Origin of the sequence: Nocardioides aurantiacus (genome assembly GCF_003752505.1) — a bacterium.
In the GTDB taxonomy this organism is placed as follows: Bacteria; Actinomycetota; Actinomycetes; order Propionibacteriales; family Nocardioidaceae; genus Marmoricola; species Marmoricola aurantiacus.
In genome coordinates this window covers 599236-622962 of the sequence record NZ_RKHO01000001.1, presented here as the reverse complement: position 1 = coordinate 622962, position 23727 = coordinate 599236, and the positions used below count along the sequence as shown (strand labels likewise).

Here is a 23727-nt window from a genome sequence, read left to right as displayed (position 1 = left end):
GCCGCCATGTGGCGTCACTCCAGCGTCCCGCGCACGCAGTTCCTGCAGACCGTCAAGCAGCAGGGGCTGATCTTCCCCGAGACCGACCTGCCCGGCGGGGGCACGGCGCCGTACTGGAACGAGGCGGCGTGGTACGAGTTCACCGGCGACGAGGTCGAGGTGATGGAGAAGGCGACCGAGCAGCTCTGGGGGATGTGCCTGGAGGCCGTGCCGAAGATGCTGCGCGACCTCGACGAGGACGCGCTGCGGCTCCCCCGCGGGACCCTCGAGCACGTCCGCGACTCGATCCGACGCGGCGACCCGAGCATCTACGGCCGCTTCGACCTGCGCTACGACGGCATCGACCTGCGGATGATGGAGCTCAACGGCGACACCCCGACCGGGCTCGTGGAGACCGCGGTGGCGCAGTGGCACTGGAAGGAGGACATGTCCTTCTCCGAGGACACCGACCAGTGGAACAGCCTGCACGAGCGGCTCGTCGACCGCTGGCGCGAGCTGGCCCGGCAGGGCCGCGTCCCCGGCCACCGGCTGCACCTGTTCCACAGCCAGGCCGACACCTCCGGCGAGGAGGAGATGACCGTCCACTACATGGCCGACACCGCCTCGCAGGCCGGGCTCACGGTCTCGGTGCAGCCGATCGAGATGATCCAGTGGAACGAGCACGTCGACCAGGCCGGGCGCGGTCGCTTCCTCGACGCCAACGGCGAGGAGATCCGCGCCGCCTTCAAGCTCTACCCCTGGGAGGCGATGCTCGAGGAGGACCCGGTCGGGCAGATCCTGCTCTCGGGTGCCGAGCTCAGTCCGGTGAAGTGGGTCGAGCCGGCCTGGAAGGTGCTGCTCTCGACCAAGGCGCTGCTGCCGGTGCTGTGGGAGATGTGGCCCGAGTGCCCCTACCTGCTCCCCGCCTACTTCGACGAGCCGCGCGACCTCGAGGAGTGGATCGCCAAGCCGCTGCGCGGCCGTGAGGGCGACAACATCGTGGTCCACCGCGCCGACGGCACCGAGGTCGTCAAGGACGGGGCGTACGCCGGCGACCGCATGGTCTACCAGCAGTACGTCGAGCTGCCCAACTTCGGCACCGCCGCCGACGGCGACAACTACGCGATGGTCGGGTCCTGGATCGTCGACGGGGAGGCCGCTGGCGGCATCGTCCGGGAGTCCGACGGCCCCGTCACCGACTACTACAGCCGCGTCGTGCCCCACGTCATCAGCGACGCCCTCGAGCCGGCGTACGGCCAGCAGCTGCTGTGGCGCACGCAGCGGGTCAGCGACAACCTGCCCACCCTGGACTGAGCCCTCGCGGTGCTGGCATCGACCGGTCCCGTCGGGGAGACTGCGGCGCGTGACCGCACCTCGACGACGCCGTCCCGTCCGCCGCGCGCCGAACCCGTCGCGCGAGCAGCTGGCCACCCAGGTCGCGAGGTTCGCGCGCAACACCGAGCCCGGGATGCGCGTCCTCGACGCGGGCGCCGGTCGGTCGCCGTACCGCCACCTGTTCGACCACGCGCACTACGAGGCGGCCGACTTCGCGCAGCTCTCCACGAAGTACGCCCCGCTGGACTACGTCTGCGACCTGACCGACATCCCGGTCGAGGACGGTCGCTTCGACCGGATCCTCTTCAACCAGGTGCTCGAGCACCTGCCTGACCCGGCGGCGGCGGTCCAGGAGCTCCATCGCGTGCTGCGCCCGGGGGGACGGCTGATGTGCTCGGCCCCGCTGTTCTACGCCGAGCACCAGGTGCCCTACGACTTCTTCCGCTACACCCGCTTCGGGCTGCGCCGCCTGTTCGAGGACGCGGGCTTCGAGGTGGTGCGGCTGGTCTGGCTGGAGGGCTACCTGGCCACGTCGTCCTACCAGCTCGACGTGATGTCACGCGCGCTGCCGACGGACCCACGCCAGGTGCGCGCCGCCGTCGGGCGCAAGCGCGCGCTCTACCTCACGCCGCTGCTGTGGCTCACCGCCCGGCTGGCGGGTGCCGTGGCGCCGTCCCTGGCCCGGGCGGACGGCCGGTGGAAGTACACCAAGGCCGGGATGCCCAAGAACTACCTGCTCGTCGTACGTCGGCCGGCGGCACCGCCCGCCGGGCAGGAGACGTAGCGGCGCTCAGCGCTCGGCGTACAGGTTCTGCAGACGGACCTGGCCGCGCGAGACGACCGTGCCCTCCTCGGTGACGGTCTCGACGGCCCACACCTGCTGGGAGCGGCCGCGGTGGACCGGGGTGGCGGTCGAGGTGAGCGTGCCCTCGCGCACGGCCTTGTAGAAGTCGGTGTTGTTGTTGACGCCGACGACCTGGCCCTTCTCGCCGAGCCAGAACGCGGCCCCGATGCTGGCGAGCGTCTCCACGACGCTGCAGTGCACTCCGCCGTGGACGATGCCGTAGGGCTGGTGGAGCTTGGGTGCGGCCGACCACGTCGCGACCACGCGGTCGCCGGAGGTCTCGGCCAGCTCGATGCCGAGCCAGTCCGCGAACTGTCCGGTGGTCTCCATGCCGGGGGGGAACGGTGAGTCGCTCATGCCCCGCAGTCAACCAGCGACCGCCGCGAGGGCGCACCCGGCCGTGTGGACGGGACCGTCACCATGGCGGGGTGACCGACGCCCCGCTGATCGTGACGCTGCTGCTCGACGACCCCACGCAGGCCCGGTTCGAGGCCGAGCGGCGCGCGCTGTTCCCGGCCGGCCGGACCGCGGTCGGCGCGCACGTGACCCTGTTCCACGCCCTCCCCGCAGCCCTGCGCGCGGACGTGGAGGAGGTGCTCGGGTCCGCCGCCGACCGGGCGCCGCTGCCGGTCGCCGTCGAGGAGGTCCGGTCGCTGGGCCGCGGTGCGGCGTACCGGCTCGGCTGTCCCCCGCTGGTCGACCTCCACGCCGGGTGGCAGGAGCGCTGGAGCGAGCACCTCACCCGCCAGGACGCCCAGCCGCTGTCGCTGCACGTCACCGTGCAGAACAAGGTCGACGCCGACCAGGCGCGGGCCACGGTGGAGCGGCTGCGGTCGGGGTTCGAGCCGTGGGGGTGCACCGGGGTGGCGCTGGAGCTGTGGCGCTACGACGGCGGGCCGTGGACGCACCTGCGCCGCTTCGACCTCCGGACGTGACGACGCCGACCGGGCAGCCTGTGCCCGGTCGGCGTCGTGGGGGTCGGTGCGGGGTCAGCTCCCGGGCACCATCCAGCTGAGCACCGGGGTGGCCTGGAGGCCGACCAGGATGCACATCAGGACGAGCAGGCCGAGGCTCCAGCCGATGACCTTGCGGAAGATGTCGCCCTCGCGACCGGCGAGCCCGACCGCCGCGGCGGCGATGGCGAGGTTCTGCGGGCTGACCATCTTGCCGAGCACGCCACCGGAGGTGTTGGCCGAGGCCATCAGCACCGGGTCGAGCCCGGCCTCGACGGCCGTCTGCACCTGCAGCGCCCCGAAGAGCGCGTTGGCCGAGGTGTCCGAGCCGGTCACCGCGACGCCGATCCAGCCCAGGATCGGCGAGATGATCGCGAAGGCCGCACCGGCACCGGCGAGCCAGGCGCCCAGCGAGCCGGTCTGGCCCGACAGGTTCATCACGTAGGCCAGGGCCAGCACCGCCATCACGGTGATGATCGCGGACTTCAGCTCGACGTAGGTCTCGAGGTAGGTCTTGAACGCCTTGGCCGGCGACAGCTTGAGGATCACCATCGTGATCAGACCGGCCAGGATCATCAGCGTGCCGGCTGCGGGCAGCCAGTTGAAGTTGAACGTCGTCGTCGACACGGGGTCGCCGGCGGTGTTGAGGACCTCCAGCCCGGGCCAGGCGAAGGCGTAGGTGAACGGCTTCTGGGCCAGGAACTCCTTGACGGCCGGGATGTTGGTGATCGAGAAGATCACGATGATCACGGCGTACGGCGCGTAGGCGCGGATCACGTCGGCGCTGCTGTCCTCGGTGCGCTCCTCGGTCCTCGTGCCGCCCCGCCCGGTGGAGGAGGTGACCGAGGTGGAGATGCCGGAGGGCTGGCGGCGCTTCGAGGGGGTGCTGCCGGACCCGCCGTCGCCACCCTCTCCTGCCTCGAGCTCGGCGTCGACCTCGGCGGCGGTGAGCTCGTGGGCCGGCTTCCAGACGCGGAGCAGGCCGACGACGGCACCGGCGGCGACCAGCGCCGCGATGATGTCGGCGAGCGGCACCGAGATGTAGTTGGCGGCCACGAACTGGGCGAGACCGAAGGCGACGCCGCAGACGATCGAGGGCAGCCACATCTGGCGTACGCCGCGCTTGCCGTCGACCACGAAGACGAGCACCAGCGGCACCAGCACGGCCAGGATCGGGGTCTGCCGACCGACCATGCCACCGAGGGTGTCGATGTTGAGGCGGGGGTCGTCGTTGACGCCCGAGGTCACCGAGGCGAGCGTGACGATCGGGGTGGCCAGGGCGCCGAAGGCGACCGGGGCGGTGTTGGCGATCAGCGCGACGGTCGCGGCCTTGAGGGGCTGGAAGCCCAGGGCCATCAGCATCACGACGCTGATCGCGACCGGGGTGCCGAAGCCGGCGAGCGCCTCGAGCAGGGCGCCGAAGCAGAAGGCGATGATGATCGCCTGGATCCGCTGGTCGGGGCTGACCTTCTCGAAGGACCGGCGCAGCACGTCGAAGTGCCCGCTGGCGACGGTCAGGTTGTAGACCCAGATCGCGTTGATGACGATCCACAGGATCGGGAAGAACCCGAACGCCGCGCCCTCGGCGCCGGCGAGCAGCGCCTGCCCGACCGGCATCTTGAACAGCGCGATCGCGATCACGAGGGCCACGCCCAGCGAGATCAGGCCGGCGACCCACGCCTTGAGGCGCAACCCGCCCAGCAGCACGAACAAGGTGACGAGGGGAATGGCCGCGCACAGGGCGGACAGGGCCAGTGACCCCCCTACCGGATTGAGGTCCTGCTGGAACATGTGACTACTCCCGTGGTCGTGGTGGTGCGGGCGGGTGGTGCGTTGGGCTGAAGTGTGGGGCTAGGAGGCCGTCTGGTCGGGGAGGAGCGCGCTGGCGGGCGCGCCCTGGATCGAGGCGTCGAGCACCTCGATGGTGTGGGCCATGCCCATGGGGTGGCCGGCGCGCTCGATCGCCGAGGTCACCTGCATCAGGCAGCCGGGGTTGGCGGTGACGAGCACCTGGGCGCCGGTGCGGACGATGTTGGCGGCCTTGCGGTCCCCCAGCTCGCGGGCGGGCTCGGGGTTGAGCACGTTGTAGATGCCGGCCGAGCCGCAGCAGATCTCGGCCTCGGCGATCTCGCGCAGCTCCAGCCCGGGGATCGCCTCGAGCAGCTGGCGCGGCTCGGAGCGGACGCCCTGGGCGTGGGCGAGGTGGCACGCGTCGTGGTAGGCGATCGTCATCTCGAGCGGGTGGCGCGGGGCCACCGGGCCGAGCTCGACGAGGATCTCCGAGACGTCGCGGACCTTCTCGGCGAACGCCGCCGCGCGCTCGGCGTACGCCGGGTCGTCGGCCAGCAGGGCGGCGTACTCCTTCATCGTGGAGCCGCAGCCGGCCGCGTTGACCACGACCCGCTCGACGCCGGAGTCCTCGAAGGAGTCGACGAGGCGACGGGCGAAGTCCTGGGCCTCGGGCTCGCGGCCGTTGTGCGCCGACAGCGCGCCGCAGCAGCCCTGCGAGGCGGGCACGACGACGTCGCAGCCCTCGGCGCGCAGCACCCGCGCGGTCGCGGAGTTCACGCCCGGGAAGAACGCGCCCTGCACGCAGCCGACCAGCATCCCGACGACCATCCGGCGCTCGCCGGTGGCGTGGATGTACTCCGGCAGCGGCTGCGGCTTGCCCAGCCGGGGCGCGAGGCTCTCCATCACGGCCAGCTGGGGCGAGATCCGCTCCAGCAGGCCGGTGCGGCGCAGCGCGCGGTCCAGGCCGGTGCGCTGGGCCAGCTTGAGCGGGCCGCGCATCAGCTTGAGCCGCTTGGGGTGCGGGAACAGCGCGAAGATCAGGCCGCGCAGCGCCTTGTCGGCCGCCGAGCGGTCGTGGTGGCGCTCGACCTGGTTGCGGGTCTGCTCGATGAGCACGTCGTACTGCACGCCGGAGGGGCAGGCGGTGACGCAGGCCATGCAGCCCAGGCAGGCATCGATGTGGCCGACCATCTCGTCGTCCATCGGCTCGCCCTCGAGCCCCTCCTTCATCAGGTAGATGCGCCCGCGGGGGCTGTCCATCTCCTCGCCCCACAGCACGTAGGTCGGGCAGGTCGGCAGGCAGAACCCGCAGTGCACGCAGTCACCGATCAGGGCGGCGTCCGGCGGCTTGTGGGCGTCGAAGGCACCACCGGGAGCGGGGATGCCCCAGTCGACGGCGCCGGCACGGTCACCGGTCTCCACGACCGCGCCCATCTCGCCGAGCGTGCCGGAGGTGTCGCGCTGGCTGGTGTCGGTCATGGCTAGAGGCCTCCCACGAAGCGGCCCGGCGAGAGCCGGTGGTCAGGGTCGAACTGGTCCTTCACGCGGCGCATCAGCTCCAGCGCGGGCACCGGGCCCCACGCGTCGACGGCCGCCTTCACCGCGGCGGGCGCGTCGACGACGACGGCGGCGCCACCCCGGGAGGTGCACACCCGTCGCAGCCGCTCCAGGAGCGTCGCGACCTCGGCCGGGTCGGTGGTCGGCGGGAGGGCGGCGTACAGGACCCCCGAGCCGGCCGACCCGCGCAGCACGGCAGGCGTGCCGGCCGTCGCGGCGAGCACCTCGCCGAGCGCGGAGAGCTCGAAGGTCAGCTTGAGCGCGGTGCTGCGGTCCTCACCGGAGGCGCGGGTGTCCCAGGGGTACGTCGCCCCGCCCGCCGGAGCGTCGTCGGACCCGGTCGCGCCCTCGCCGAGGATCGCGCGGGTGGCGTCGGCGCGGCCGGCCACCCCGGCGACCCGGCCCTCGAGCAGCACCGAGACCGAGCCGGACCCCTCGGCCCACGCGACCTCGACGGCCGCGGGCACCACCTGGGCGTGCAGCACGGCCTGGGTCATCGCCAGCGCCGCGGCCGGGTCGGACACGGGCGCGGTGACCCACTGCGACGCGGCCGGCACCGGGTGCAGCCGGAAGGTGGCGTCGGTGATCACGCCGAGGGTGCCGGCGGAGCCGATGAGCAGCTTGCCGAGGTCGTAGCCGGCGACGTTCTTCACGACCCGTCCCCCGGCCTTGGCCACGACGCCGTCGGCGCGCACCATCGTGATGCCGATGAGCAGGTCGCGCGCCGCGCCGACCGCCGTGCGACGGGGCCCGCTGGTGTTGGCGGCGAGCATGCCGCCCACCGTGGTGCCGGGCACGGTCTCGTCGATCGCGAGCCGCTGGCCGCCCTGGGCGACCCGCTCCTGCAGGTCGGCGAGCCGGCACCCGGCCTGCGCGGCGACGATGAGGTCGCCGGCGGCGTGGTCGAGCACCTGGTCGAGAGCACTGACGTCGAGCAGCACGTCCGCGCTCCGGGGAGCGACCCCCCAGGAGAGCTTGGTGCCGCCGCCGCGCGGCACGACCGTGAGGCCGTGGGCGGTCGCGGCCCGCAGCACCTCCGCGACCTGGTCGGTGTCGGCGGGCCGGGCCACCAGGCCGGGCACCACGCCGTCGACGTGGTCGCCCGCACCGGGCTCCTCGACCCGCGCGCAGGCCGAGGTGACGGCCTCGCGGGCGGTGGCGTCGAGCGTCTGCGTGGTCATCAGAACACCTCCGCCAGACCGGCCTGCTGGAGCGGGTGGGCGGCCTTGTGGCGACCGGGCACCTCGCCGCACAGGCGCGGGGTCGGGAAGATCTTGCCGGGGTTGGAGATGTTGCCCGGGTCGAAGGCGCACCGCACGAGCTGCATCGTGTCGAGGTCCTCGTCGGTGTACATCCGAGGCATGTACTTCGCCTTGTCCATCCCCACGCCGTGCTCGCCGGTGATGGAGCCGCCGTGCTCGATGCACAGGTCGAGGATCGCGCCGCTGACCTGCTCGGCCGCCTCGCCGGCCCCCTCGACGGCGTCGTCGAAGAGCACCAGCGGGTGCAGGTTGCCGTCGCCTGCGTGGAAGACGTTGGCGACGCGGACGCCCGAGGAGCTCGAGAGCTCCGCGATCGCGCGCAGCACCTCGGGCAGCGCCGTTCGCGGGATGACGCCGTCCTGGACGATGTAGTCGGGGCTGATGCGCCCCACCGCGGCGAAGGCCGACTTGCGGCCCTTCCAGATCAGCGCGCGGTCGACCGCGTCGGTGGCGAGGCGCTGCTCGAAGGAGCCGTTGTCCTCGCACAGGCGGGCGACCTCGGCGTACTCCTCCTCGACCTCGACGCGTGCGCCGTCGAGCTCGATCACCAGGACCGCGCCGGCGCCGTCGGGGTAGTTGCAGTGCACGGCCGCCTCGGCGGCCTCGATCGCGAGGGCGTCCATCATCTCGATGGCGGCGGGGACGATGCCGGCGGAGATGATGGCCGAGGTGGCGGCGCCGGCCTGGTCGGTGGACTCGAAGCCGACCAGGATGGTGCGGACCTCCTCGGGCAGCCGGACCAGCCTGACCGTGGTGGCGGTGACGATGCCGAGCGTGCCTTCGGAGCCGACCACGGCGCCGAGCAGGTCGTAGCCGGGGGCGTCGGGTGCCGCGCCGCCCAGCGCGACCATGTCGCCGTCGGGGGTGATGAAGTCGGCGCCGGTGACGTGGTTGGTGGTGAAGCCGTACTTCAGGCAGTGGGCGCCGCCGGAGTTCTCCGCCACGTTGCCGCCGATCGAGCAGATCTGCTGGCTCGAGGGGTCGGGCGCGTAGTAGTAGCCCTGCGGCGTGGCCGCCTTGGTGACGTCGAGGTTGATCACCCCGGGCTCCACCACCGCGCGCTGGTCCTCGCGGCGCACCTCGCGGATGGCGCGCATCCGCGAGGTCACGACGAGCACGCCCTCGGCGTGGGGCAGGGCACCGCCGGAGAGGCCGGTGCCGGAGCCACGGGCGACGTAGGGCACGCCGTGCTCGGCGCAGGCCCGGACGATGGCCGCGACCTGGGCGTCGTCCTCGGGGATGACCACCAGCGCGGGAGTGACCCGGTAGTGGGCGAGCCCGTCGCACTCGTAGGTGCGCAGCCGCGTCCGGTCGGTGATGACCCCGGCCTCGGGGAGCAGCCGGCGGGCCACCGCGGTGACGGCGTCGATGCCGGCGCCGACGTGGGTCCGGTCCTCGGTGGTGGTCATCGCGTCAGCTCCTCAGTCGACCTGGGCGGTGAGACCGGCACCCTCGATGCCGGCCACGGCCGCGGCCTCGTCGTTGTCGGAGGTGTCGCCGGTGATGCCGACGGCGCCGAGCAGGTCGCCGCCCTCGTCGCGCACCAGCACGCCGCCGGGCACCGGGACGAGCGTCCCTCCCACGGCCGAGGTGACGGCCGCGACGAAGAACGCCTGCTGCTCGGCACGAGCCATGATCGAGCGCGAGCCCATGCCGAGCGACAGCGCGCCGTAGGCCTTGCCGAAGCCGATCTCGAAGCGCTTCATCGAGGCGCCGTCCTCGCGCTCGACGGCGATCACGTGGCCGCCGGCGTCGAGCACGACCACGGTCAGGGGCTTGAACCCCGCAGAGCTGCCGTGGGCGCGGGCCCCGGCGATGATGCTGCGGGCGGTCTCCAGGTCGAGCACGCTCATCAGGCGTTCCCCTTCTCGGTCAGGTGCTGCTTCTTCTGGGCGCGGCGGGCGTGCAGCACCGGTTCGGTGTAGCCGCTGGGCTGGCGCAGGCCCTCGAAGACCAGGTCGTGCGCGGCCTGGAAGGCCTCGCCGTCGAAGTCGGGCGCCATCGGCGTGTAGGAGTCGTCGCCGGCGTTCTGCTCGTCCACGACGCCCGCCATCCGGCGCAGCGTCTCCTCGACCTGCTCCGGGGTCACGACGCCGTGGTGGAGCCAGTTGGCGACGTGCTGCGCGGAGATGCGGCAGGTGGCCCGGTCCTCCATCAGCGCCTCGCCGGTGATGTCGGGCACCTTGGAGCAGCCGATGCCGGCGTCGACCCAGCGCACGACGTAGCCCAGGAGGCTCTGCAGGTTGTTGTCGATCTCGGCCTGCCGGTCCTCCTCGGACCACCAGGCGGGGTCGCCGAGCGGCACCTGCAGCAGGTCCTCGCGGTCGCGACGGCGGCCGCCGTCGCGCAGCTCCTCCTGGCGGGCCCGGACGTCGACCTGGTGGTAGTGCAGCGCGTGCACGGTGGCCGCGGTCGGCGAGGGCACCCAGGCGCAGCTGGCGCCGGCCTGCGGGTGGCCGATCTTGGTCTCGAGCATGTCGGCGAGGCTGTCGGGCGCGGCCCACATCCCCTTGCCGATCTGGCCGCGACCCAGCAGGCCGCACTCCAGCCCGATGTCGACGTTGAGGTCCTCGTAGGCCTTGATCCAGGTCTCGGACTTCATGTCGCTCTTGCGCACGACCGGGCCGGCCTGCATCGAGGTGTGGATCTCGTCGCCGGTGCGGTCCAGGAAGCCGGTGTTGATGAAGGCGACCCGCTCGCGGGCCGCGTGGATGCACGCCTTGAGGTTGAGCGTCGTACGCCGCTCCTCGTCCATGATGCCGACCTTGATCGTCAGCCGCGGCAGGCCGAGCAGCTCCTCGACCCGGCCGAACAGCTCGACGGCGAAGGCGACCTCCTCGGGGCCGTGCATCTTGGGCTTGACGACGTAGAGCGACCCGGTCGCCGAGTTGGTCAGCTCGGCCTCGCCCTTGAGCGCACGCACGCTGCCGAGCGCGGTCACGACGGCGTCGAGGACGCCCTCGGGCACCTCCTGGCCCTCGGCGTCGAGGACGGCGTCGGTGGTCATCAGGTGCCCCACCTGGCGGATGAACAGCAGCGAGCGGCCCCGCAGCGTGACCTCCTCGCCCGCGGCCGTGGTGTAGGTCCGGTCGGGGTTCATCCGGCGGGTGAAGGTCTTCCCCCCCTTGGTGACCTCCTCGGCCAGGGTGCCCTGCATGAGGTGCAGCCAGTTGCGGTAGCCGAGCACCTTGTCCTCGGCGTCGACGGCGGCGACGGAGTCCTCGAGGTCCATGATCGTGGAGACCGCGGACTCGAGCAGGAGGTCCTTCACGCCGGCCCGGTCGGTGGCGCCGATGGAGTCCTCCGGGTCGACCTGGATCTCGACGTGGAGCCGGTGGTGGACCAGGAGCACGCCCTCGGGCGACTCGCGCGGCCCGCGGAAGCCCACCAGCTGCGCCGGGTCGGCCAGGCGCACGACCTCGCCGTCGACGGTGACCGCCACGCCCTCGTCGTCCACGGCGTACGCCGTCGCGTCGGCGTGGGAGCCCGAGGCGAGCGGGAAGTGCTCGTCCAGGAAGGCCCGTCCCCGACGGATGACCTCGTCGCCACGGACCTTGTTGTAGGAGTCGCCGGGGGCCAGGTCGCCGTCGTGGGAGATCACGTCGGTGCCGTAGAGCGCGTCGTAGAGCGAGCCCCAGCGAGCGTTGACGGCGTTGGTCGCGAACCGCGCGTTGAGCAGCGGGACCACCAGCTGCGGGCCGGCGATCTCGGCGACCTCCTCGTCGACGCCCGAGGTCGTCACCGACACCTCGGCCGGCTCGTCGAGCAGGTAGCCGAGCTCACGCAGCATCGCGGTGTAGGCGCCCTGGTCGGGGCGGCCCGGGTGCTCGCGGTGCCAGTCGTCGAGGCGCTGCTGGATGTCGTCGCGCTTCGCCAGGAGCTCGCGGTTGCGGGGGGCGAGGTCGCGCACGATCGCGGCGAGACCCTCCCAGAACGCGGCCGGCTCGATGCCGGTGCCCGGCAGCGCCTCCTGCTCGACGAAGTCGTGGAGGCGGGCCCCGACCTCGAGGCCGCCGGTCTGCACACGCTGATCCATGCCGCTCCTCAGGAATTGCTTGCTCGTTTTTCCACGATGTGGAATTGTCACCAATCGATATTGGAAACTAGGCAACGGTGGCACCCGGTGTCAACCGTCACACCCGGGAGGTCCTCTCCATGCCCAGGAACAGCGGGACGAATCAGCCCGGCGGCGTGCAGTCCGTCCACCGGTCGCTCGACCTGCTCGAGGCGGTGGCGGCGCGCGGCGGGACGTTGAGCATCGGCGAGATCGCCGAGGTGACCGGCGTACCCCTGCCCACGACGCACCGGCTGCTGCGGACGCTGGTCGACCGTGGCTACATGCGCCAGATGCCCGACCGGCGCTACGCCCTGGGGTTCCGGCTGGTGCCGCTGGGCGGCTCGGCGAGCGCCATGGCCGGCGCCGGCACCGACCGACTGCTGCGCGGGCTCGTCGACGCGCTGGGCGAGACCGCCAACCTGGCGATGCTCGACGGCGACCAGGTCGCCTACGTCGCGCAGGCGCCCGGGCGGCACGCCATGCGGATGTTCACCGAGGTCGGCCGTCGCGTGCACCCGCACTGCACGGCCGTGGGCAAGGCGCTGCTGGCGAGCACCCCCGAGGCCGACGTACGGGCGCTGCTGGCCCGCACCGGGCTCCCCCGCCACACCGACCACACGCTGACCGACGCCGACGCGTTCGTCGCGGCGCTGGCGCAGGTGCGCGAGGCGGGCTTCGCCCTCGACGAGGGCGAGCAGGAGGTCGGGGTGCGGTGCGTCGCCGTCGCGCTCGGCGGCGGCCCGCTCCCGCTGGCGCTGTCGATCTCGGGACCGGCGCCGCGGATGACCGACGAGCTGGTCGCCGAGGCGGTGCCGCTGCTGCGGCGCACGGCCTCGGCGCTGGTGTCCGAGGTCTCCTGAACGGAGGTCAGGACCCGGGCGGGACGCTCGCGTCGATCTGCTGGGCGAGGTAGCCCTGGACGCCGACGCGCTGGATCGCCTCGAGCTGCGCCTCGAACCACTCGGCGTGCTGCTCCTCGTCGCGGACGTACTCCTCGAACACCGCGGCCGTGCCGTGGTCGCCGAGGTCGTGGCACTCCTGGGCGGCGCCGTTGAACTGCTTCACGGCCGCCTTCTCGCTCTCGTAGGCGAGCGCGAGCATCTCCTCGGCGGTCTCACCGACGGTGATGTTGCCCAGGCGCTGCAGGTTGGGGTGACCCTCGAACATCAGGATGCGGTTGATGATCGCGTCCGCGTCCTTCATCTCGTCGATGGAGAGCGCGTAGAAGACCTTGCCCAGCTTGGGCAGGCCCCAGTTGTCCAGCATCCGCGCGTGCAGGAAGTAGGTGTTGGTCACGGTGAGCTCGAAGGTGAGCGCCTCGTTGAGGAGCTCCACCACGCGCGGGCTAACTGGCTGCAACGTCCACCTCCGGGTCGGCGGCGGCCATGACGGCCACCTGCGCCAGATGCTCGCACACCACCCGACGCACCGCGAAGACGCACGACCCGCACTCCTGGCCGGCCCCGGTGGAGCGGCACACCTGCGAGACGGTGCGCGCGCCGGCGTCCACGGCCTGCTTCACCTCACGGTCGCCCACGACGGCGCAGTGGCAGAAGATCACGATGGCTCCGGGGCGGTGAGGACGACGGGGACGACGAGCGGTGAGGTAAGGCTTGCCTAAGCGGAGCTGCACGTCAACCGGTTCGGCGCGGGACGTGCGTCACCCACGTGAGAACCTGGCGCCGTGGGAGTCGTGCTCGTGGTCGGTGGGGTCAACCAGGACGTGACCGTGCGGGTGGACCGCCGGCCGACCGGTGGCGAGACCACCGTCGGCGAGGGACCCGTCGTGGGCGGCGGGGGCAAGGGTGCCAACCAGGCCGCTGCTGCGGCGTACGCCGGGGCCGCGGTGCGGCTGTGCGCCGTGGTCGGCGACGACGCCGCGGGGCAGGAGCAGCTGGGCTCGCTGGAGGCCGCGGGCGTGGACGTCTCCGGCGTACGCCGCGCGGCCGACGTCGCGACCGGCGCCGCCCTGATCGTGCTGACCCCCGACGGCGAGAACTCCATCGCGGTCGGCGCCGGGGCCAACGCGCTGCTGGGGGCCGACGACGTGGAGCGGGCCCTGGCCGGCGGCGACGTCGACGTGGTGCTCGCCCAGACCGAGCCGGGCACCGCCCCGGTCGTCGCGGCCGCCCGCGAGGCCGCTGCGCGCGGCGTACGGCTGGTGCTGAACCCGGCCCCCGTCGAGGGCCTCGACCTCGACACGCTGCGTGCGGCCGACCCGCTGGTCGTCAACGAGCACGAGGCGGTCGACCTGCTGCGCGAGCACGACGGGACGTTCGCGTCGCACGCGCCGGCCGCCGACCTGGCCCGCCCGCTCGCCGACCTGCTCGACTGTCCCTCGGTGGTGGTCTCGCTCGGCGCCGAGGGCGCGGTGGTGGTGAGCGGTGCGGTCGGCTCGCGTCGTGAGCTCCGCGTGTCCTCGCCGCGGGTGCAGGCGGTCGACACCACCGGCGCCGGCGACGTGCTGGTCGGCACCCTCGCCGCCCGTCTCGCCGACGGCGCCGACCTGACGACGGCGGTGAGCGAGGCGTGCGCCGCGGCCGCCGAGGCCGTCACGTCCGCCGGCGCGCGCGGCTACCTGGGCTGAGTGACGAGGCTGGTTCCCGGGTTCGCCGGGGAAACCGGAGCATCGGGCACCCGGGCCCCGTCGTAGGGCGTGCCGGACGTCCGGGAGCCGGCGTGCCTAGTAGTGCGTGATCCGCAGCGTGCGCATCTTGGCGTAGAGGGTGGTGCGGGAGATGCCGAGAGCGCGGGCGGTGCGCAGCTTGTTGCCGCCGTGCTCGCGCAGGGCGCCGACGATGGCGTCGCGCTCGGCCCGCTCGATGGGGGCGAGGACGTGGCTGGAGCCGCCGGTGCGGTACTGCTCGGGCAGGTCCTCGACCGTGACGGCACCCGTGGAGCGCCGGGCGGCGGCGTGGCGCACGACGGCCCGCAGCTCGCGCAGGTTTCCCGGCCAGGGGTGGGCCGAGAGGGCTGCGAGCGCGGCCGGGGTGAGGTGCAGCGAGGCGGGGGCGCCGAGGTCGAGCAGCATCGCGGCGACCAGGGACGGCAGCTCGGTCGGCCGCGCCGACAGCGGCGGCAGCTCCTCGCGGCGCAGGCACTCCGCGGCCAGGGCGGCGGCGCGGCCGGTGAGCGCGTCGACGGGACCGGAGACCAGGACCAGCCGCGGGGGGCGCTGCGTGGCGACGTGGGAGGAGACGAGGTCGAGCAGCTCCTCGGGCAGCAGGTCGAGGCCGTCGACGCAGACCGTGCCCTGCCCGGAGCGCACCATCGAGGCGAAGTCGCGGGCCCACGCGTCACTGCCGTCGAGCAGGGCGCTGGCGGCGGTGAGCACCGAGACCGGCTCCTGCGCCAGCGCCCGGGCCCGGGTGGAGCGGCCGGTGCCGGGACCGCCGGCGACGAGCACCGGCGCGTCGGTGTCGGGGGCGGGCCCGGTCACCGCGGGGGCCGGGCGCGGTCGCGGCAGGGCGGGCTCGAGGTGGAGCAGCATGCCGTGGCGGGCACCGGTGACGCGCTCGGCGCGGACCCGCACCGCGGTGCCGCTGGCGAGGGTCAGGTCGAGGTCGGTGGTGTGGCCGCGGGCGAGGTCGAGGCCGATCATCCGGAGCACCGCGGTGTCGGTGGCGCCGAGCAGGTCCATCGCCGCGTGGTTGCTCAGCATCAGGTCCTCCCCCACCGCCACGACCGGGCGCCGCCGGCCCGAGGCGCACTGGAAGGCGAGGAGCAGCTGCTTCTCCGAGATCCGGCTGCCGTCGAGCAGCCGCTGCTCGATGTCGGCCACCGCCCGCGCCACCAACGGCGGCAGCAGCGGGCTGGCCCGGTCGACCAGCGCGGTGATGTCGAGGACCCCCTCGATGCGCTTCGTGGTCGGGTGCACGATCGGGTGGCCGTAGCAGCTGAACCGCTTGAGCGGCACCGCGAAGTGCTCCTCGCCGTGCACCGAGATGGCGCGCCGTGTCTCCAGGGCGGTGCCGAGCGCGTTGGTGCCGACCGCGTCCTCGAGCAGGCCCACCCCGACGTCGACGCCGAGGTCGTCGAGCGCACCGGCCGCGGCGCGGTCGCCGCACCAGCGACGGGCGACGTGGCCCTCGCGGTCCACCAGCAGCGTGGCGAACATCGTCTCCCGCAGGCGCTCGTTGAGGTCGTCGAGCACCGGGGTGGCGGCGGCCAGCAGCGGCGAGGTCTGGTCGACGTCGCGCAGCCGCAGCCCGTCCAGCGCGGAGGCGGGATCCACCCCGGCCAGCGAGGCGCGGCGCCACGAGTCGGCGATGGGCGCGCGGAGCCCCGTCGCGGTGCCGGTCGCCTCCACTGCGTCACCCCCTGTGGTGCCGGTCACACTACGCCGTGCTGTCCACCCGTCGAATGTCCAGTTGTTGAACAGCCACGCACCCTGCGGAGGTGTGAGTGTGGCGGAGGTCACGCTCGCCGGTCCCGGCGTACATCGACCCCCTGCGTCTCGCGGGGCCCACACGCCGAACGACAGAGGAGTCCACGGGTGAAGACCAAGGCAGCAGTCGTCATCGAAGCCGGCAAGCGGATCGAGATCGAGGAGCTCGACCTGGACAAGCCGCAGGAGGGCGAGGTCCTGATCCGCTACACCTACGCCGGCCTGTGCCACTCCGACGTCCACGTCGCCCACGGCGACCTCGAGGCGCGGCTGCCGATGGTGCTCGGGCACGAGGGCGCGGGCATCATCGAGGAGGTCGGCCCGGGCGTCTCGCGCGTCAAGGTCGGCGACCACGTGGTCTGCTCCTTCATCCCCAACTGCGGCTCGTGCCGCTACTGCGCCAACGGCCAGCAGTCGATCTGCGACATGGGCGCCACCATCCTCGAGGGCTACCTGCCCGGCGAGCGGTTCCCGATCACCGGCCCGCGCGGCCAGTACGGCGCGATGTGCATGCTCGGCACCTTCAGCCAGTACGGCGTGATCCACCAGAACTCCTGCGTCAAGGTCGACGACGACCTGCCCCTGGACAAGGCCGTGCTCGTCGGCTGCGGCGTCCCCACCGGGTGGGGCGCGGCCGTGAACACCGCCGAGGTCAAGGCCGGCCAGACCGTGGTCGTCATGGGCATCGGCGGCATCGGCATCAACGCCGTGCAGGGCGCGGCGCTGGCCGGCGCCAAGAACGTCATCGCCATCGACCCGCTCGCCAACAAGCGCGAGAAGGCCATGGAGCTCGGCGCCACCCACGCCTTCGGCAGCGCCGAGGAGGCGATGGAGACGGTCACCAACCTGACCCGCGGCCAGATGGCCGACTCGGCCATCCTCACCCCCGGTCTGATGACCTCCGAGATCGTCCGCGACGGCTTCAACTCCGTCGGCAAGGGCGGCGTCGTGGTGCTGACCGGCCTGAACAAGATCGAGATGGAGAACATCCAGCTGTCCGGCTCGGTGATGACGCTCTACCGCAAGCAGCTGCGCGGCAGCCTGTTCGGCGACTGCAACCCCACGACCGACATCCCGCGCATCCTCGGCCTCTACCAGTCGGGCGACATCAAGCTCGACGAGATCATCACGAGGACCTACACCCTCGACCAGGTCAACGAGGGCTACGACGACCTGCTCGAGGGCAAGAACGTCCGCGGCATCGTGGTGCACGAGCACTGAGCACCGTCCGCCGCGTCGACAGCGGGCTCGGCGACCGGGGCGTGGGAATTCCCGCCCCGGTCGTCGACCGCCGACGTGAGACCGAGCTGCTCGAGGCCGCGCTGCGCGCCGGCGCCCACGTGGTCCTCGAGGGACCGCCCGGCACGGGCAAGTCCACCCTGCTGCGCGCCCTGGCCAGCCGTCGCGACTCCGCGCTGGTGCTGGTCGAGGGCAACGCCGAGCTGACCCCCGCCCGCCTGGTGGGTCACTTCGACCCCGCCCTGGTCCTCGACCGGGGCTACCGCCCCGACGTGTTCGTCGACGGTCCGCTCCTCGACGCGATGCGCGGTGCCGGGCTGCTCTACCTCGAGGAGCTCAACCGCGTCCCCGAGGAGACGCTCAACGTGCTGCTCACGGTGATGAGCGAGCGGGAGATCGCCGTACCCCGTCTGGGCACCGTGCGCGCCGAGCCGGGCTTCGGCATCGTCGCCGCGATGAACCCCTACGACGCGGTCGGCACCGCCCGGGTCTCGAGCGCGGTCTACGACCGGACCTGCCGCATCGTGATGGGCTACCAGTCGGCCGAGTCCGAGCAGGCGATCCTCACCCAGCAGGCGCCGATCGACTCCCCGGAGTGGGCAGCCAAGGCGGTGGCGCTGGTGCGCGCCACCCGCGAGCACCCCGAGCTGCGCGTCGGCTCCTCGGTGCGCGGCACCATCGACCTGGCCGGCCTGACCCACGAGCTGGCGCTGGTGCGCGACGTACCCCCGACGCACTGGCGCACCGGCCTCGACGCCGCCTTCGTGGCGTTGAGCGGCCGCGTCAAGGTCGACGAGTCGTCGTCGCGGACGGCCGAGGAGGTCGTGGAGGAGCTGTACGTCGCGACCTTCGGCCCCGAGCCCTCGTCCGACGACGCCGCACCGAGCGACGGGGGTGACCCACCGGGGGAAGCCTGAGCCCGCCCCCGGCCGGGGCGGGCGGCTCCGCTGCTCCGCCGAAGCCGCAACCCTCGCGGCGTGGTCGGCCGCAACGCACCACGGGACGCGCCGAGCTGTCCCGGCACGCCCGCTTCGAGGAGATGTCGCCCGAGGTCGGGGAGCTCGACACCGCGGCGGTGCGCGACGCCGTCGCGGACGACCCCGACGACGTGCTGCCGCTCCTGATGCAGATGTCGACGGCCACCGACCCCGCGCTCCGCGCCAAGGTGCAGGCGCTGGTGCCGCGGCTGGTGCTCGAGCGCGCCCGCTCCGGCACCCGCGGCGGGTCCGGCGCCGGACGGCTGCGGCGCTCCCCCGCCGACCGCGGCGGCGACCTCGACGTCGACGCCTCGATGGAGGCGATCGGACAGGCCCGCGGCGAGCAGCGGCCACCGGGCCTCGAGGAGCTGACCGCGACCACCTGGCACCGCCCCCGCACCGCGCTGTGCCTGCTGCTCGACCGGTCCGGCTCCATGGACGGGTCCCGCCTCGTCACCGCCGCCATGGCCGCCGCCGCGTGCGCGCTTCGGGCCGAGGGCGAGCTCTCGGTGATCGCCTTCGACCGGACGCCCGAGGTGCTGCTCGACCTGCACGCCCCCTCGCCCCCGCTGCGCACGGTGCAGCGGGTGCTCGGCCTGCGGGGCCACGGCATGACCTCGATGGACGCCGCCTTCCGTGCGGCCGCCGACCAGCTCCGCGGCGCCCGCGCCACCCGCCGCATCACCATCGTGCTCTCGGACTGCCGCGCCACCGACGAGGTCGACGCCGTCCCCGCCGCCCGCGCGCTCGAGGAGCTCGTCGTGATCGCCCCTGCCTCCGACGACGAGGAGGCCCGCCGTGTCGCCCGCGAGGCCGGAGCGCGCATCGCCGCCATCGAGTCCGTCGACGACCTGCCGCGGTTGCTCGACCAGCTGTTGGGGCGGTGAGGGGCAGTTTCACCGGCTGGCCGGTGAAACTGCCCGCGGGAACGGACATTGCGGTCACCCACGGGCAGTTTCGCCCTGCCCGGCGCCCGAGTTGTCCGTACGCCGCGTCGGCGGCCGGCCTGTGGGTCGGCGTACGCCCTCGGGGAGCCGGCGGGACGGACCGCGCGCGGGACCTACCAGGGCTGGGCGGACGAGCGGCTCCTCGCGCCCGGTCTCACCTGCCGGCAGGTGACGCCGGAGCCCGCCGCCGCCCCACCACCCGTACGGCGAGCCCACGCCACTCGCGCTCGCGCACCGCCCCGACCCACAGGCCCGAGCCGTAGGCGAGGTCGTCGACGCGGCGGGCCACGAGCGTGCGCAGCAGCCCGGTGCGGCGTACGACGTCACGGTGCACCACCAGGTCGACGGCGACCGCGGAGACCAGCGCCCGCCGACCCGACCGGGACCCCAGCGCGAGCAGCCCGAGCGGCCACCAGTGCCGCAGCAGCAGCGCGGACTCCTGGCGCACCGCCCAGCCGAGCCCGCGGACCGCGACCGACGCGGCCATGGCCGGGCGCTCGGGCACGTCGGGCAGCACCCGCACCAGCTGCTGCCAGGCGCGGGCCAGGCCGAGCGCGACCACCGGGAGCGACCAGCGGCGCCGCAGCAGCACCGCCGCGCCGGCCACCGCCATCGCGGGCGAGAGCACGGCGACCGCGCCGGCCGAGCCGTGCCGGGCCGCGAGGGCCGCGCCGCCGGTGCCGTAGAGGTACTTCCGGCCCGCCCACTCCCCGACCGTCGGGCGGGCGTCGTGCCACGCGGTCTCGCCCGCCTCGTAGCGGACCACCCGTCCCGCCCCGACCAGCCGCCACACCAGGTCGACGTCCTCGCCCACGCGCATCGCCTCGGTGAACCCCTCGCCCAGCAGGTCGGTGCGGCCGACGAGGCAGGCGCTGGGCAGCCAGGCGACGGCGGCGCCCGGTGCGACCGCGCAGCTGCGACTTCCCAGGGCGAGCGAGGACGAGCACTCGTCGTACCGCTCGAACCACCGCGGCGGCACCGACCGCGCCCGGCTCCGCACCAGCGGCCCGACCAGCGCGACGCGGGGGTCGGCGAGGTGGCGGGCCAGGCGCAGCAGCATCGCGGTGTCGGCCTGGACGTCGGAGTCGACGAAGCCGACGCAGGCCGTCCGCACCTCGCGCAACCCGGCGTTGCGCGCCCCGGCCGGGCCGAGGTTGACCGGCAGCGGCAGCACCCTCGCTCCGTGCCGCGCCGCCACCGCGGCGACCGCGGCCGGGTCGTGCGAGGCGTCGTCGACCACGAGCAGCCGCAGCCCGGCCAGGGGGGCGAGCGCGCGCTCGAGCTGCTCGGGACGGTCCCGGACCGGCACCACCACGGTCAGCTCGTGCTGGGCCACCGCCACGTCGTCCAGGACGGGGTCGGCGAGGTTGGCCGCGAGCAGCCGCCGCGCGAGCTCCTCCGAGGTCGCGTCGGCGACCACCAGCCGGTCGCCCTCCAGCGCGCGTCGCGCCCGGGGCGAGAGCCGCAGCGAGCGCAACGGGGACCCGCCGAGCAGGGTGCGACCCCCCTCGACCCGGCGTACGTCGGACCGCACCCGGACCTCGAACCCCCCGGGCAGCCGCTCGTCGGCGGGCGCCTCGACCGGCGCGGCACTCACGCCTGGAACCCGCCGTCGGCGCTGACCACGCTGCCGTTGAGCACCGCTGCCTCGCGGGAGCAGCAGAAGACCAGGGTGGCGGCCACCTCCTCCGGACGGAGCGGGCGACGCAGCAGCTGGTGGGCGGCGAGGTCGTCGGTGGTGGCGTCGTACAGCTCGGCGGTGGCGCGCAGCATCGCGGTGTCGGTCGAGCCCGGCGAGACCGCGACTGCGGTCACGCCGGTGCCGACGAGGTCGGCGGCCAGCCCGCGCACGATGCCGACGACGGCGTGCTTGACGGCGTTGTAGGCCGCCATCCGGAACAGCCCGTGCGTCCCCGCCGCGGACGCGACGGCCACGAACCGCGCGCCCGACGGGTCGGGGCCCGCCAGCAGCGCCGGGACCGTGGCCGCGGCGGTGTGCCACACGCCCTTGGCGTCCACGTCCCACAGCAGGTCCAGCTCGGCCTCGTCGGTCTCCCACAGCGGCCGGCCGCCGCCGACGATGCCCGCGCAGGCGACGACCGCGTCCAGCCGGCCCCACCGCTCGAGCGCGCGGGCGACCGCGGCGTCCAGCGCCGACCGGTCGCGGACGTCGGCGACCACCGCCTCCACCTCGGCGTGCGGGGCGGCGACCGCGTCCAGGTCGGCCGCGTCGGGCTGGGCGTACGGCGCCGCGTCGGGCCCGGCGCAGGCGTCCACCGCCAGCACCGCCCACCCGTCGCGGGCCAGGTGGTCCACGGTCGAGGCGCCGATCCCGCGCGCCGCGCCGGTCACGAGGGCGACCCTCACCGGGCGACCTGCGGGGTCTCGACCGGGTCGACCGGCGCGCGAACGGGGTCGGCCGGCGAGGGCAGCGCGAGCACGGCCAGCACCCGCCCCACCATCTCCTCCAGCAGCGCCCGGCCCTCCTCGGCGCTGGCGCCGGCGGGATCGCCGAGCACGCCGTTGGCCGAGACCGCGACGACGCCCCCGGCGCGCAGCAGCGGCATCAGCTCGGCGGCGGGTGCGGTGGCCCCGGCGGCGGCGTGGTCGAGCCGCACCAGGTCGGGGCGCAGGTGGAGCAGCAGCGAGGTCTCGGTGCGACCGGCGTGCAGGTCGGCACCGGCCGCGGCGCACGGCGCCCAGGCCACGTCGTGGCCCTCGTCGACCAGCTGGGCGACCGCGCCGCGGACCGCGTCGAGGTTGCCGCCGTGGCCGTTGACCAGCACCACCCTCGTCGCCCAGGTGCGCAGCGAGCGCACCAGCTCGACGAGCAGCAGGTGGAGCACGGGGGTGCCGGTGGAGACGGTGCCGGCGAAGTGCTGGTGCTCGCCGCTGGCGCCGTACGCCACGACGGGTGCGACCAGCACGTCGTCGCGGTCGAGGGCCGCGACGGCCCGCACCGCCACCGCCTCGGCGACCAGGGCGTCGGTCTCGAGCGGGAGGTGCGGGCCGTGCTGCTCCAGCGACCCGACCGGGACGACCACCGTGGCGGACGGCGGCAGCTCCGGCCAGGTCAGGTCGGCGAGCCGGAGCGCGCGACCGGTCATGGGCCGGTCACGAGGCGGCGGTGGCCCGGGGCGCCGGGGTGGCGGCGGCGCCGTGGCTGCCGGGCGCACCGAGGGTGCGGTGGAAGCCCTCGGGCACCACCAGCAGCTCCGGGGTGAGCTGGTCGATGGACGACAGCCCCATGCCGAGCAGCGCGGAGTCGATGCCGCTGCGGAGCACGTCGAGGACGTTCTCCACGCCGGCCTGGCCGTTGGCGGCGAGGCCCCAGAGGTAGGCGCGGCCGATCATCACCGCCCGGGCCCCCATGGCCAGCGCCTTGACGACGTCGGAGCCGCGGCGTACCCCGCCGTCCATGACGACCTCGAGCTGGTCCCCGACCGCGGTCGCGATCGGGTGCAGGCAGCGGATCGCGGCCGGGGTCCCGTCGAGGTTGTTGCCGCCGTGGTTGGACACCGAGATCGCCGTGACGCCGGCGTCGACCGCGCGCAGCGCGTCGTCGACCCGACAGACGCCCTTGAGCATGAACGGCTTGCCCGAGATCTGGTGCCAGGTCTCGCGCATCCAGGCCACGTCGTCCCAGGTGGGCGGCGTCGTGGTCATCCACTCGTAGTAGGCGCCGAAGAAGGTCGGTCCCTTGTCCTGCCCGGGCGGGGCGAGGTTGGGCGCGGTGAGGTCCGGGATCTGCCCGGTCCTGCCGAACTCCCACAGCCAGCGCGGCCGCAGCGCGACCTGCGGCGCCATCCGCACCATCGTCTTGAGGTCGACCTTCTCGGGGATCTCCGGGCTGCCCCAGTCACGGCCCATCGAGAACGACCAGTCGAGGGTGGCGATGAGGCCCTGGGACCCGGCCGCGTGGGCGCGCTGCATCCGCTGCACCATCGTGTCGCGGTCGCCGGTCCAGTACATCTGGAAGAAGGTCTGCGGGTTCGCCGCCACGACCTCCTCCACCGACTTGGAGGCGAAGTTGGACAGCCCGACCACGGTGCCCCGCGCAGCGGCCGCGCGCGCGACGGCGACCTCGCCGTCGGGGTGCACGGCCTGGACGCCGGTCGGGCTCATGATGACCGGCAACGAGATCGACTGGCCCATCACGGTGGTGCCCAGGGACCGCTCCGCCTGGTGCCCGGCCACGTGCGGTGCCATCCCGAGCTCGGCGAAGGCCGCCTGGTTGTCGGCGATGGTCTGGCCGCGCTCGGAGCCCGCCACCAGGGCGCCGTAGACCGGCTTGGGCAGCCGCTTGCGCGCCCGCTCCTGGGCGACGGCGACGGACTCGAACCAGGGGTTCTGCTTCCAGGGGTTCTCGATCCTGGAGAAGATCGCCGGAGTGGCCATC

Annotated in this window: 22 protein-coding genes; 8 read left to right on the top strand and 14 right to left on the bottom strand. The window is 73.8% G+C overall.

Annotation, left to right across the window (positions count from 1 at the left end; all coding sequences use genetic code 11):
* Positions 1-6 precede the first annotated feature (6 nt).
* Together EDD33_RS03050 and EDD33_RS03045 are read left to right on the top strand one after the other, a co-directional pair.
* Positions 7-1293, top strand: a complete 1287-nt coding sequence (locus EDD33_RS03050) for a glutathionylspermidine synthase family protein (RefSeq protein WP_123389055.1) — start codon at positions 7-9, stop codon at positions 1291-1293.
* A gap of 49 nt (positions 1294-1342) precedes the next feature.
* The gene (locus EDD33_RS03045) at positions 1343-2098 is read left to right on the top strand and encodes a class I SAM-dependent methyltransferase (RefSeq protein ID WP_170169681.1); all 756 of its coding nucleotides are present in this window, start codon (positions 1343-1345) and stop codon (positions 2096-2098) included.
* Between the two features lie 6 nt (positions 2099-2104).
* Here EDD33_RS03045 and EDD33_RS03040 read toward each other — a convergent pair whose 3' ends face one another.
* On the bottom strand, positions 2105-2515 hold the full coding sequence (locus EDD33_RS03040) for a PaaI family thioesterase (RefSeq protein WP_246003337.1): 411 nt from the start codon (positions 2513-2515) through the stop codon (positions 2105-2107).
* A 71-nt stretch (positions 2516-2586) separates the two neighbouring features.
* Between EDD33_RS03040 and EDD33_RS03035 the strand changes: the two genes are divergently transcribed.
* Positions 2587-3093: a 2'-5' RNA ligase family protein gene (locus EDD33_RS03035; protein WP_170169680.1), complete on the top strand. Its 507-nt coding sequence runs from the start codon at positions 2587-2589 to the stop codon at positions 3091-3093.
* Between the two features lie 54 nt (positions 3094-3147).
* On the opposite strand, the gene EDD33_RS03030 is transcribed toward EDD33_RS03035, so the two are convergent.
* From EDD33_RS03030 to EDD33_RS03005, 6 genes are read right to left on the bottom strand one after another with little or no spacing between them, the layout of a single operon-like run.
* Complete coding sequence (locus EDD33_RS03030) at positions 3148-4902, bottom strand: L-lactate permease (RefSeq protein ID WP_123389052.1); 1755 nt, start codon at positions 4900-4902, stop codon at positions 3148-3150.
* A gap of 60 nt (positions 4903-4962) precedes the next feature.
* Positions 4963-6381, bottom strand: coding sequence for a glycolate oxidase subunit GlcF (gene glcF / locus EDD33_RS03025; RefSeq protein ID WP_246003336.1), 1419 nt, complete (start codon positions 6379-6381; stop codon positions 4963-4965).
* A gap of 2 nt (positions 6382-6383) precedes the next feature.
* The gene (locus tag EDD33_RS03020; protein WP_123389051.1) at positions 6384-7640 is read right to left on the bottom strand and encodes an FAD-binding oxidoreductase; all 1257 of its coding nucleotides are present in this window, start codon (positions 7638-7640) and stop codon (positions 6384-6386) included.
* Positions 7640-9130, bottom strand: a complete 1491-nt coding sequence (locus tag EDD33_RS03015; protein ID WP_123389050.1) for an FAD-linked oxidase C-terminal domain-containing protein — start codon at positions 9128-9130, stop codon at positions 7640-7642. The genes EDD33_RS03020 and EDD33_RS03015 overlap by 1 nt, the downstream gene beginning before the upstream one ends.
* 12 nt (positions 9131-9142) lie before the next feature.
* A complete protein-coding gene (locus EDD33_RS03010) occupies positions 9143-9574 on the bottom strand; it encodes a GlcG/HbpS family heme-binding protein (RefSeq protein WP_123389049.1) in 432 nt (143 codons plus the stop codon).
* Positions 9574-11757 carry a malate synthase G gene (locus EDD33_RS03005; protein ID WP_123389048.1) on the bottom strand — a complete coding sequence of 728 codons (2184 nt, stop codon included), beginning with the start codon at positions 11755-11757 and terminating at the stop codon, positions 9574-9576. Before EDD33_RS03005 ends, EDD33_RS03010 begins: the two co-directional genes overlap by 1 nt.
* A 119-nt stretch (positions 11758-11876) precedes the next feature.
* Between EDD33_RS03005 and EDD33_RS03000 the strand changes: the two genes are divergently transcribed.
* Positions 11877-12638, top strand: coding sequence for an IclR family transcriptional regulator (locus EDD33_RS03000; protein WP_123389047.1), 762 nt, complete (start codon positions 11877-11879; stop codon positions 12636-12638).
* A gap of 7 nt (positions 12639-12645) precedes the next feature.
* Here EDD33_RS03000 and bfr read toward each other — a convergent pair whose 3' ends face one another.
* Both bfr and EDD33_RS02990 read right to left on the bottom strand, forming a co-directional pair.
* On the bottom strand, positions 12646-13113 hold the full coding sequence (gene bfr / locus EDD33_RS02995) for a bacterioferritin (RefSeq protein WP_246003335.1): 468 nt from the start codon (positions 13111-13113) through the stop codon (positions 12646-12648).
* A 10-nt stretch (positions 13114-13123) separates the two neighbouring features.
* Positions 13124-13339, bottom strand: coding sequence for a (2Fe-2S)-binding protein (locus EDD33_RS02990; protein ID WP_123389045.1), 216 nt, complete (start codon positions 13337-13339; stop codon positions 13124-13126).
* A 123-nt stretch (positions 13340-13462) separates the two neighbouring features.
* Here EDD33_RS02990 and EDD33_RS02985 point away from each other — a divergent pair, with 123 nt between their 5' ends.
* Positions 13463-14365: a PfkB family carbohydrate kinase gene (locus tag EDD33_RS02985; protein WP_123389044.1), complete on the top strand. Its 903-nt coding sequence runs from the start codon at positions 13463-13465 to the stop codon at positions 14363-14365.
* A gap of 96 nt (positions 14366-14461) precedes the next feature.
* Here EDD33_RS02985 and EDD33_RS02980 read toward each other — a convergent pair whose 3' ends face one another.
* Complete coding sequence (locus EDD33_RS02980; RefSeq protein ID WP_211332392.1) at positions 14462-16114, bottom strand: sigma-54-dependent Fis family transcriptional regulator; 1653 nt, start codon at positions 16112-16114, stop codon at positions 14462-14464.
* Between the two features lie 159 nt (positions 16115-16273).
* Here EDD33_RS02980 and EDD33_RS02975 point away from each other — a divergent pair, with 159 nt between their 5' ends.
* From EDD33_RS02975 to EDD33_RS02965, 3 genes are all read left to right on the top strand, one after another.
* Positions 16274-17386, top strand: a complete 1113-nt coding sequence (locus EDD33_RS02975; protein WP_123389042.1) for an NDMA-dependent alcohol dehydrogenase — start codon at positions 16274-16276, stop codon at positions 17384-17386.
* 41 nt (positions 17387-17427) lie between these two features.
* Positions 17428-18321 carry an AAA family ATPase gene (locus EDD33_RS02970; RefSeq protein WP_246003334.1) on the top strand — a complete coding sequence of 298 codons (894 nt, stop codon included), beginning with the start codon at positions 17428-17430 and terminating at the stop codon, positions 18319-18321.
* 122 nt (positions 18322-18443) lie between these two features.
* Complete coding sequence (locus EDD33_RS02965; RefSeq protein WP_123389041.1) at positions 18444-19268, top strand: vWA domain-containing protein; 825 nt, start codon at positions 18444-18446, stop codon at positions 19266-19268.
* Positions 19269-19482: 214 nt separating this feature from the next.
* Here EDD33_RS02965 and mftF read toward each other — a convergent pair whose 3' ends face one another.
* From mftF to mftD, 4 genes are read right to left on the bottom strand one after another with little or no spacing between them, the layout of a single operon-like run.
* Positions 19483-20925, bottom strand: coding sequence for a mycofactocin biosynthesis glycosyltransferase MftF (gene mftF / locus EDD33_RS02960; protein WP_123389040.1), 1443 nt, complete (start codon positions 20923-20925; stop codon positions 19483-19485).
* Positions 20922-21695 carry a mycofactocin-coupled SDR family oxidoreductase gene (locus EDD33_RS02955; RefSeq protein ID WP_123389039.1) on the bottom strand — a complete coding sequence of 258 codons (774 nt, stop codon included), beginning with the start codon at positions 21693-21695 and terminating at the stop codon, positions 20922-20924. The genes mftF and EDD33_RS02955 overlap by 4 nt, the downstream gene beginning before the upstream one ends.
* Positions 21692-22435 (bottom strand): mycofactocin biosynthesis peptidyl-dipeptidase MftE, encoded by a 744-nt coding sequence (gene mftE / locus EDD33_RS02950; RefSeq protein WP_123389038.1) that lies wholly within the window; start codon positions 22433-22435, stop codon positions 21692-21694. Before mftE ends, EDD33_RS02955 begins: the two co-directional genes overlap by 4 nt.
* Positions 22436-22442: 7 nt before the next feature.
* Positions 22443-23726 carry a pre-mycofactocin synthase MftD gene (mftD, locus tag EDD33_RS02945; protein ID WP_123389037.1) on the bottom strand — a complete coding sequence of 428 codons (1284 nt, stop codon included), beginning with the start codon at positions 23724-23726 and terminating at the stop codon, positions 22443-22445.
* Position 23727 lies beyond the last annotated feature (1 nt).

What these genes read in the sequence shown, in the direction of transcription:
- mftD (WP_123389037.1), bottom strand. Translation starts at nt 23,726, where the DNA reads ATGGCCACTCCGGCGATCTTCTCCAGGATCGAGAACCCCTGGAAGCAG.
- EDD33_RS03010 (WP_123389049.1), bottom strand. Translation starts at nt 9,574, where the DNA reads ATGAGCGTGCTCGACCTGGAGACCGCCCGCAGCATCATCGCCGGGGCC.
- EDD33_RS03030 (WP_123389052.1), bottom strand. Translation starts at nt 4,902, where the DNA reads ATGTTCCAGCAGGACCTCAATCCGGTAGGGGGGTCACTGGCCCTGTCC.
- EDD33_RS02965 (WP_123389041.1), top strand. Translation starts at nt 18,444, where the DNA reads ATGTCGCCCGAGGTCGGGGAGCTCGACACCGCGGCGGTGCGCGACGCC.
- EDD33_RS03005 (WP_123389048.1), bottom strand. Translation starts at nt 11,757, where the DNA reads ATGGATCAGCGTGTGCAGACCGGCGGCCTCGAGGTCGGGGCCCGCCTC.
- EDD33_RS03020 (WP_123389051.1), bottom strand. Translation starts at nt 7,640, where the DNA reads ATGACCACGCAGACGCTCGACGCCACCGCCCGCGAGGCCGTCACCTCG.
- EDD33_RS03000 (WP_123389047.1), top strand. Translation starts at nt 11,877, where the DNA reads ATGCCCAGGAACAGCGGGACGAATCAGCCCGGCGGCGTGCAGTCCGTC.
- glcF (WP_246003336.1), bottom strand. Translation starts at nt 6,381, where the DNA reads ATGACCGACACCAGCCAGCGCGACACCTCCGGCACGCTCGGCGAGATG.
- EDD33_RS03015 (WP_123389050.1), bottom strand. Translation starts at nt 9,130, where the DNA reads ATGACCACCACCGAGGACCGGACCCACGTCGGCGCCGGCATCGACGCC.
- EDD33_RS03040 (WP_246003337.1), bottom strand. Translation starts at nt 2,515, where the DNA reads ATGAGCGACTCACCGTTCCCCCCCGGCATGGAGACCACCGGACAGTTC.
- EDD33_RS03050 (WP_123389055.1), top strand. Translation starts at nt 7, where the DNA reads ATGTGGCGTCACTCCAGCGTCCCGCGCACGCAGTTCCTGCAGACCGTC.
- mftE (WP_123389038.1), bottom strand. Translation starts at nt 22,435, where the DNA reads ATGACCGGTCGCGCGCTCCGGCTCGCCGACCTGACCTGGCCGGAGCTG.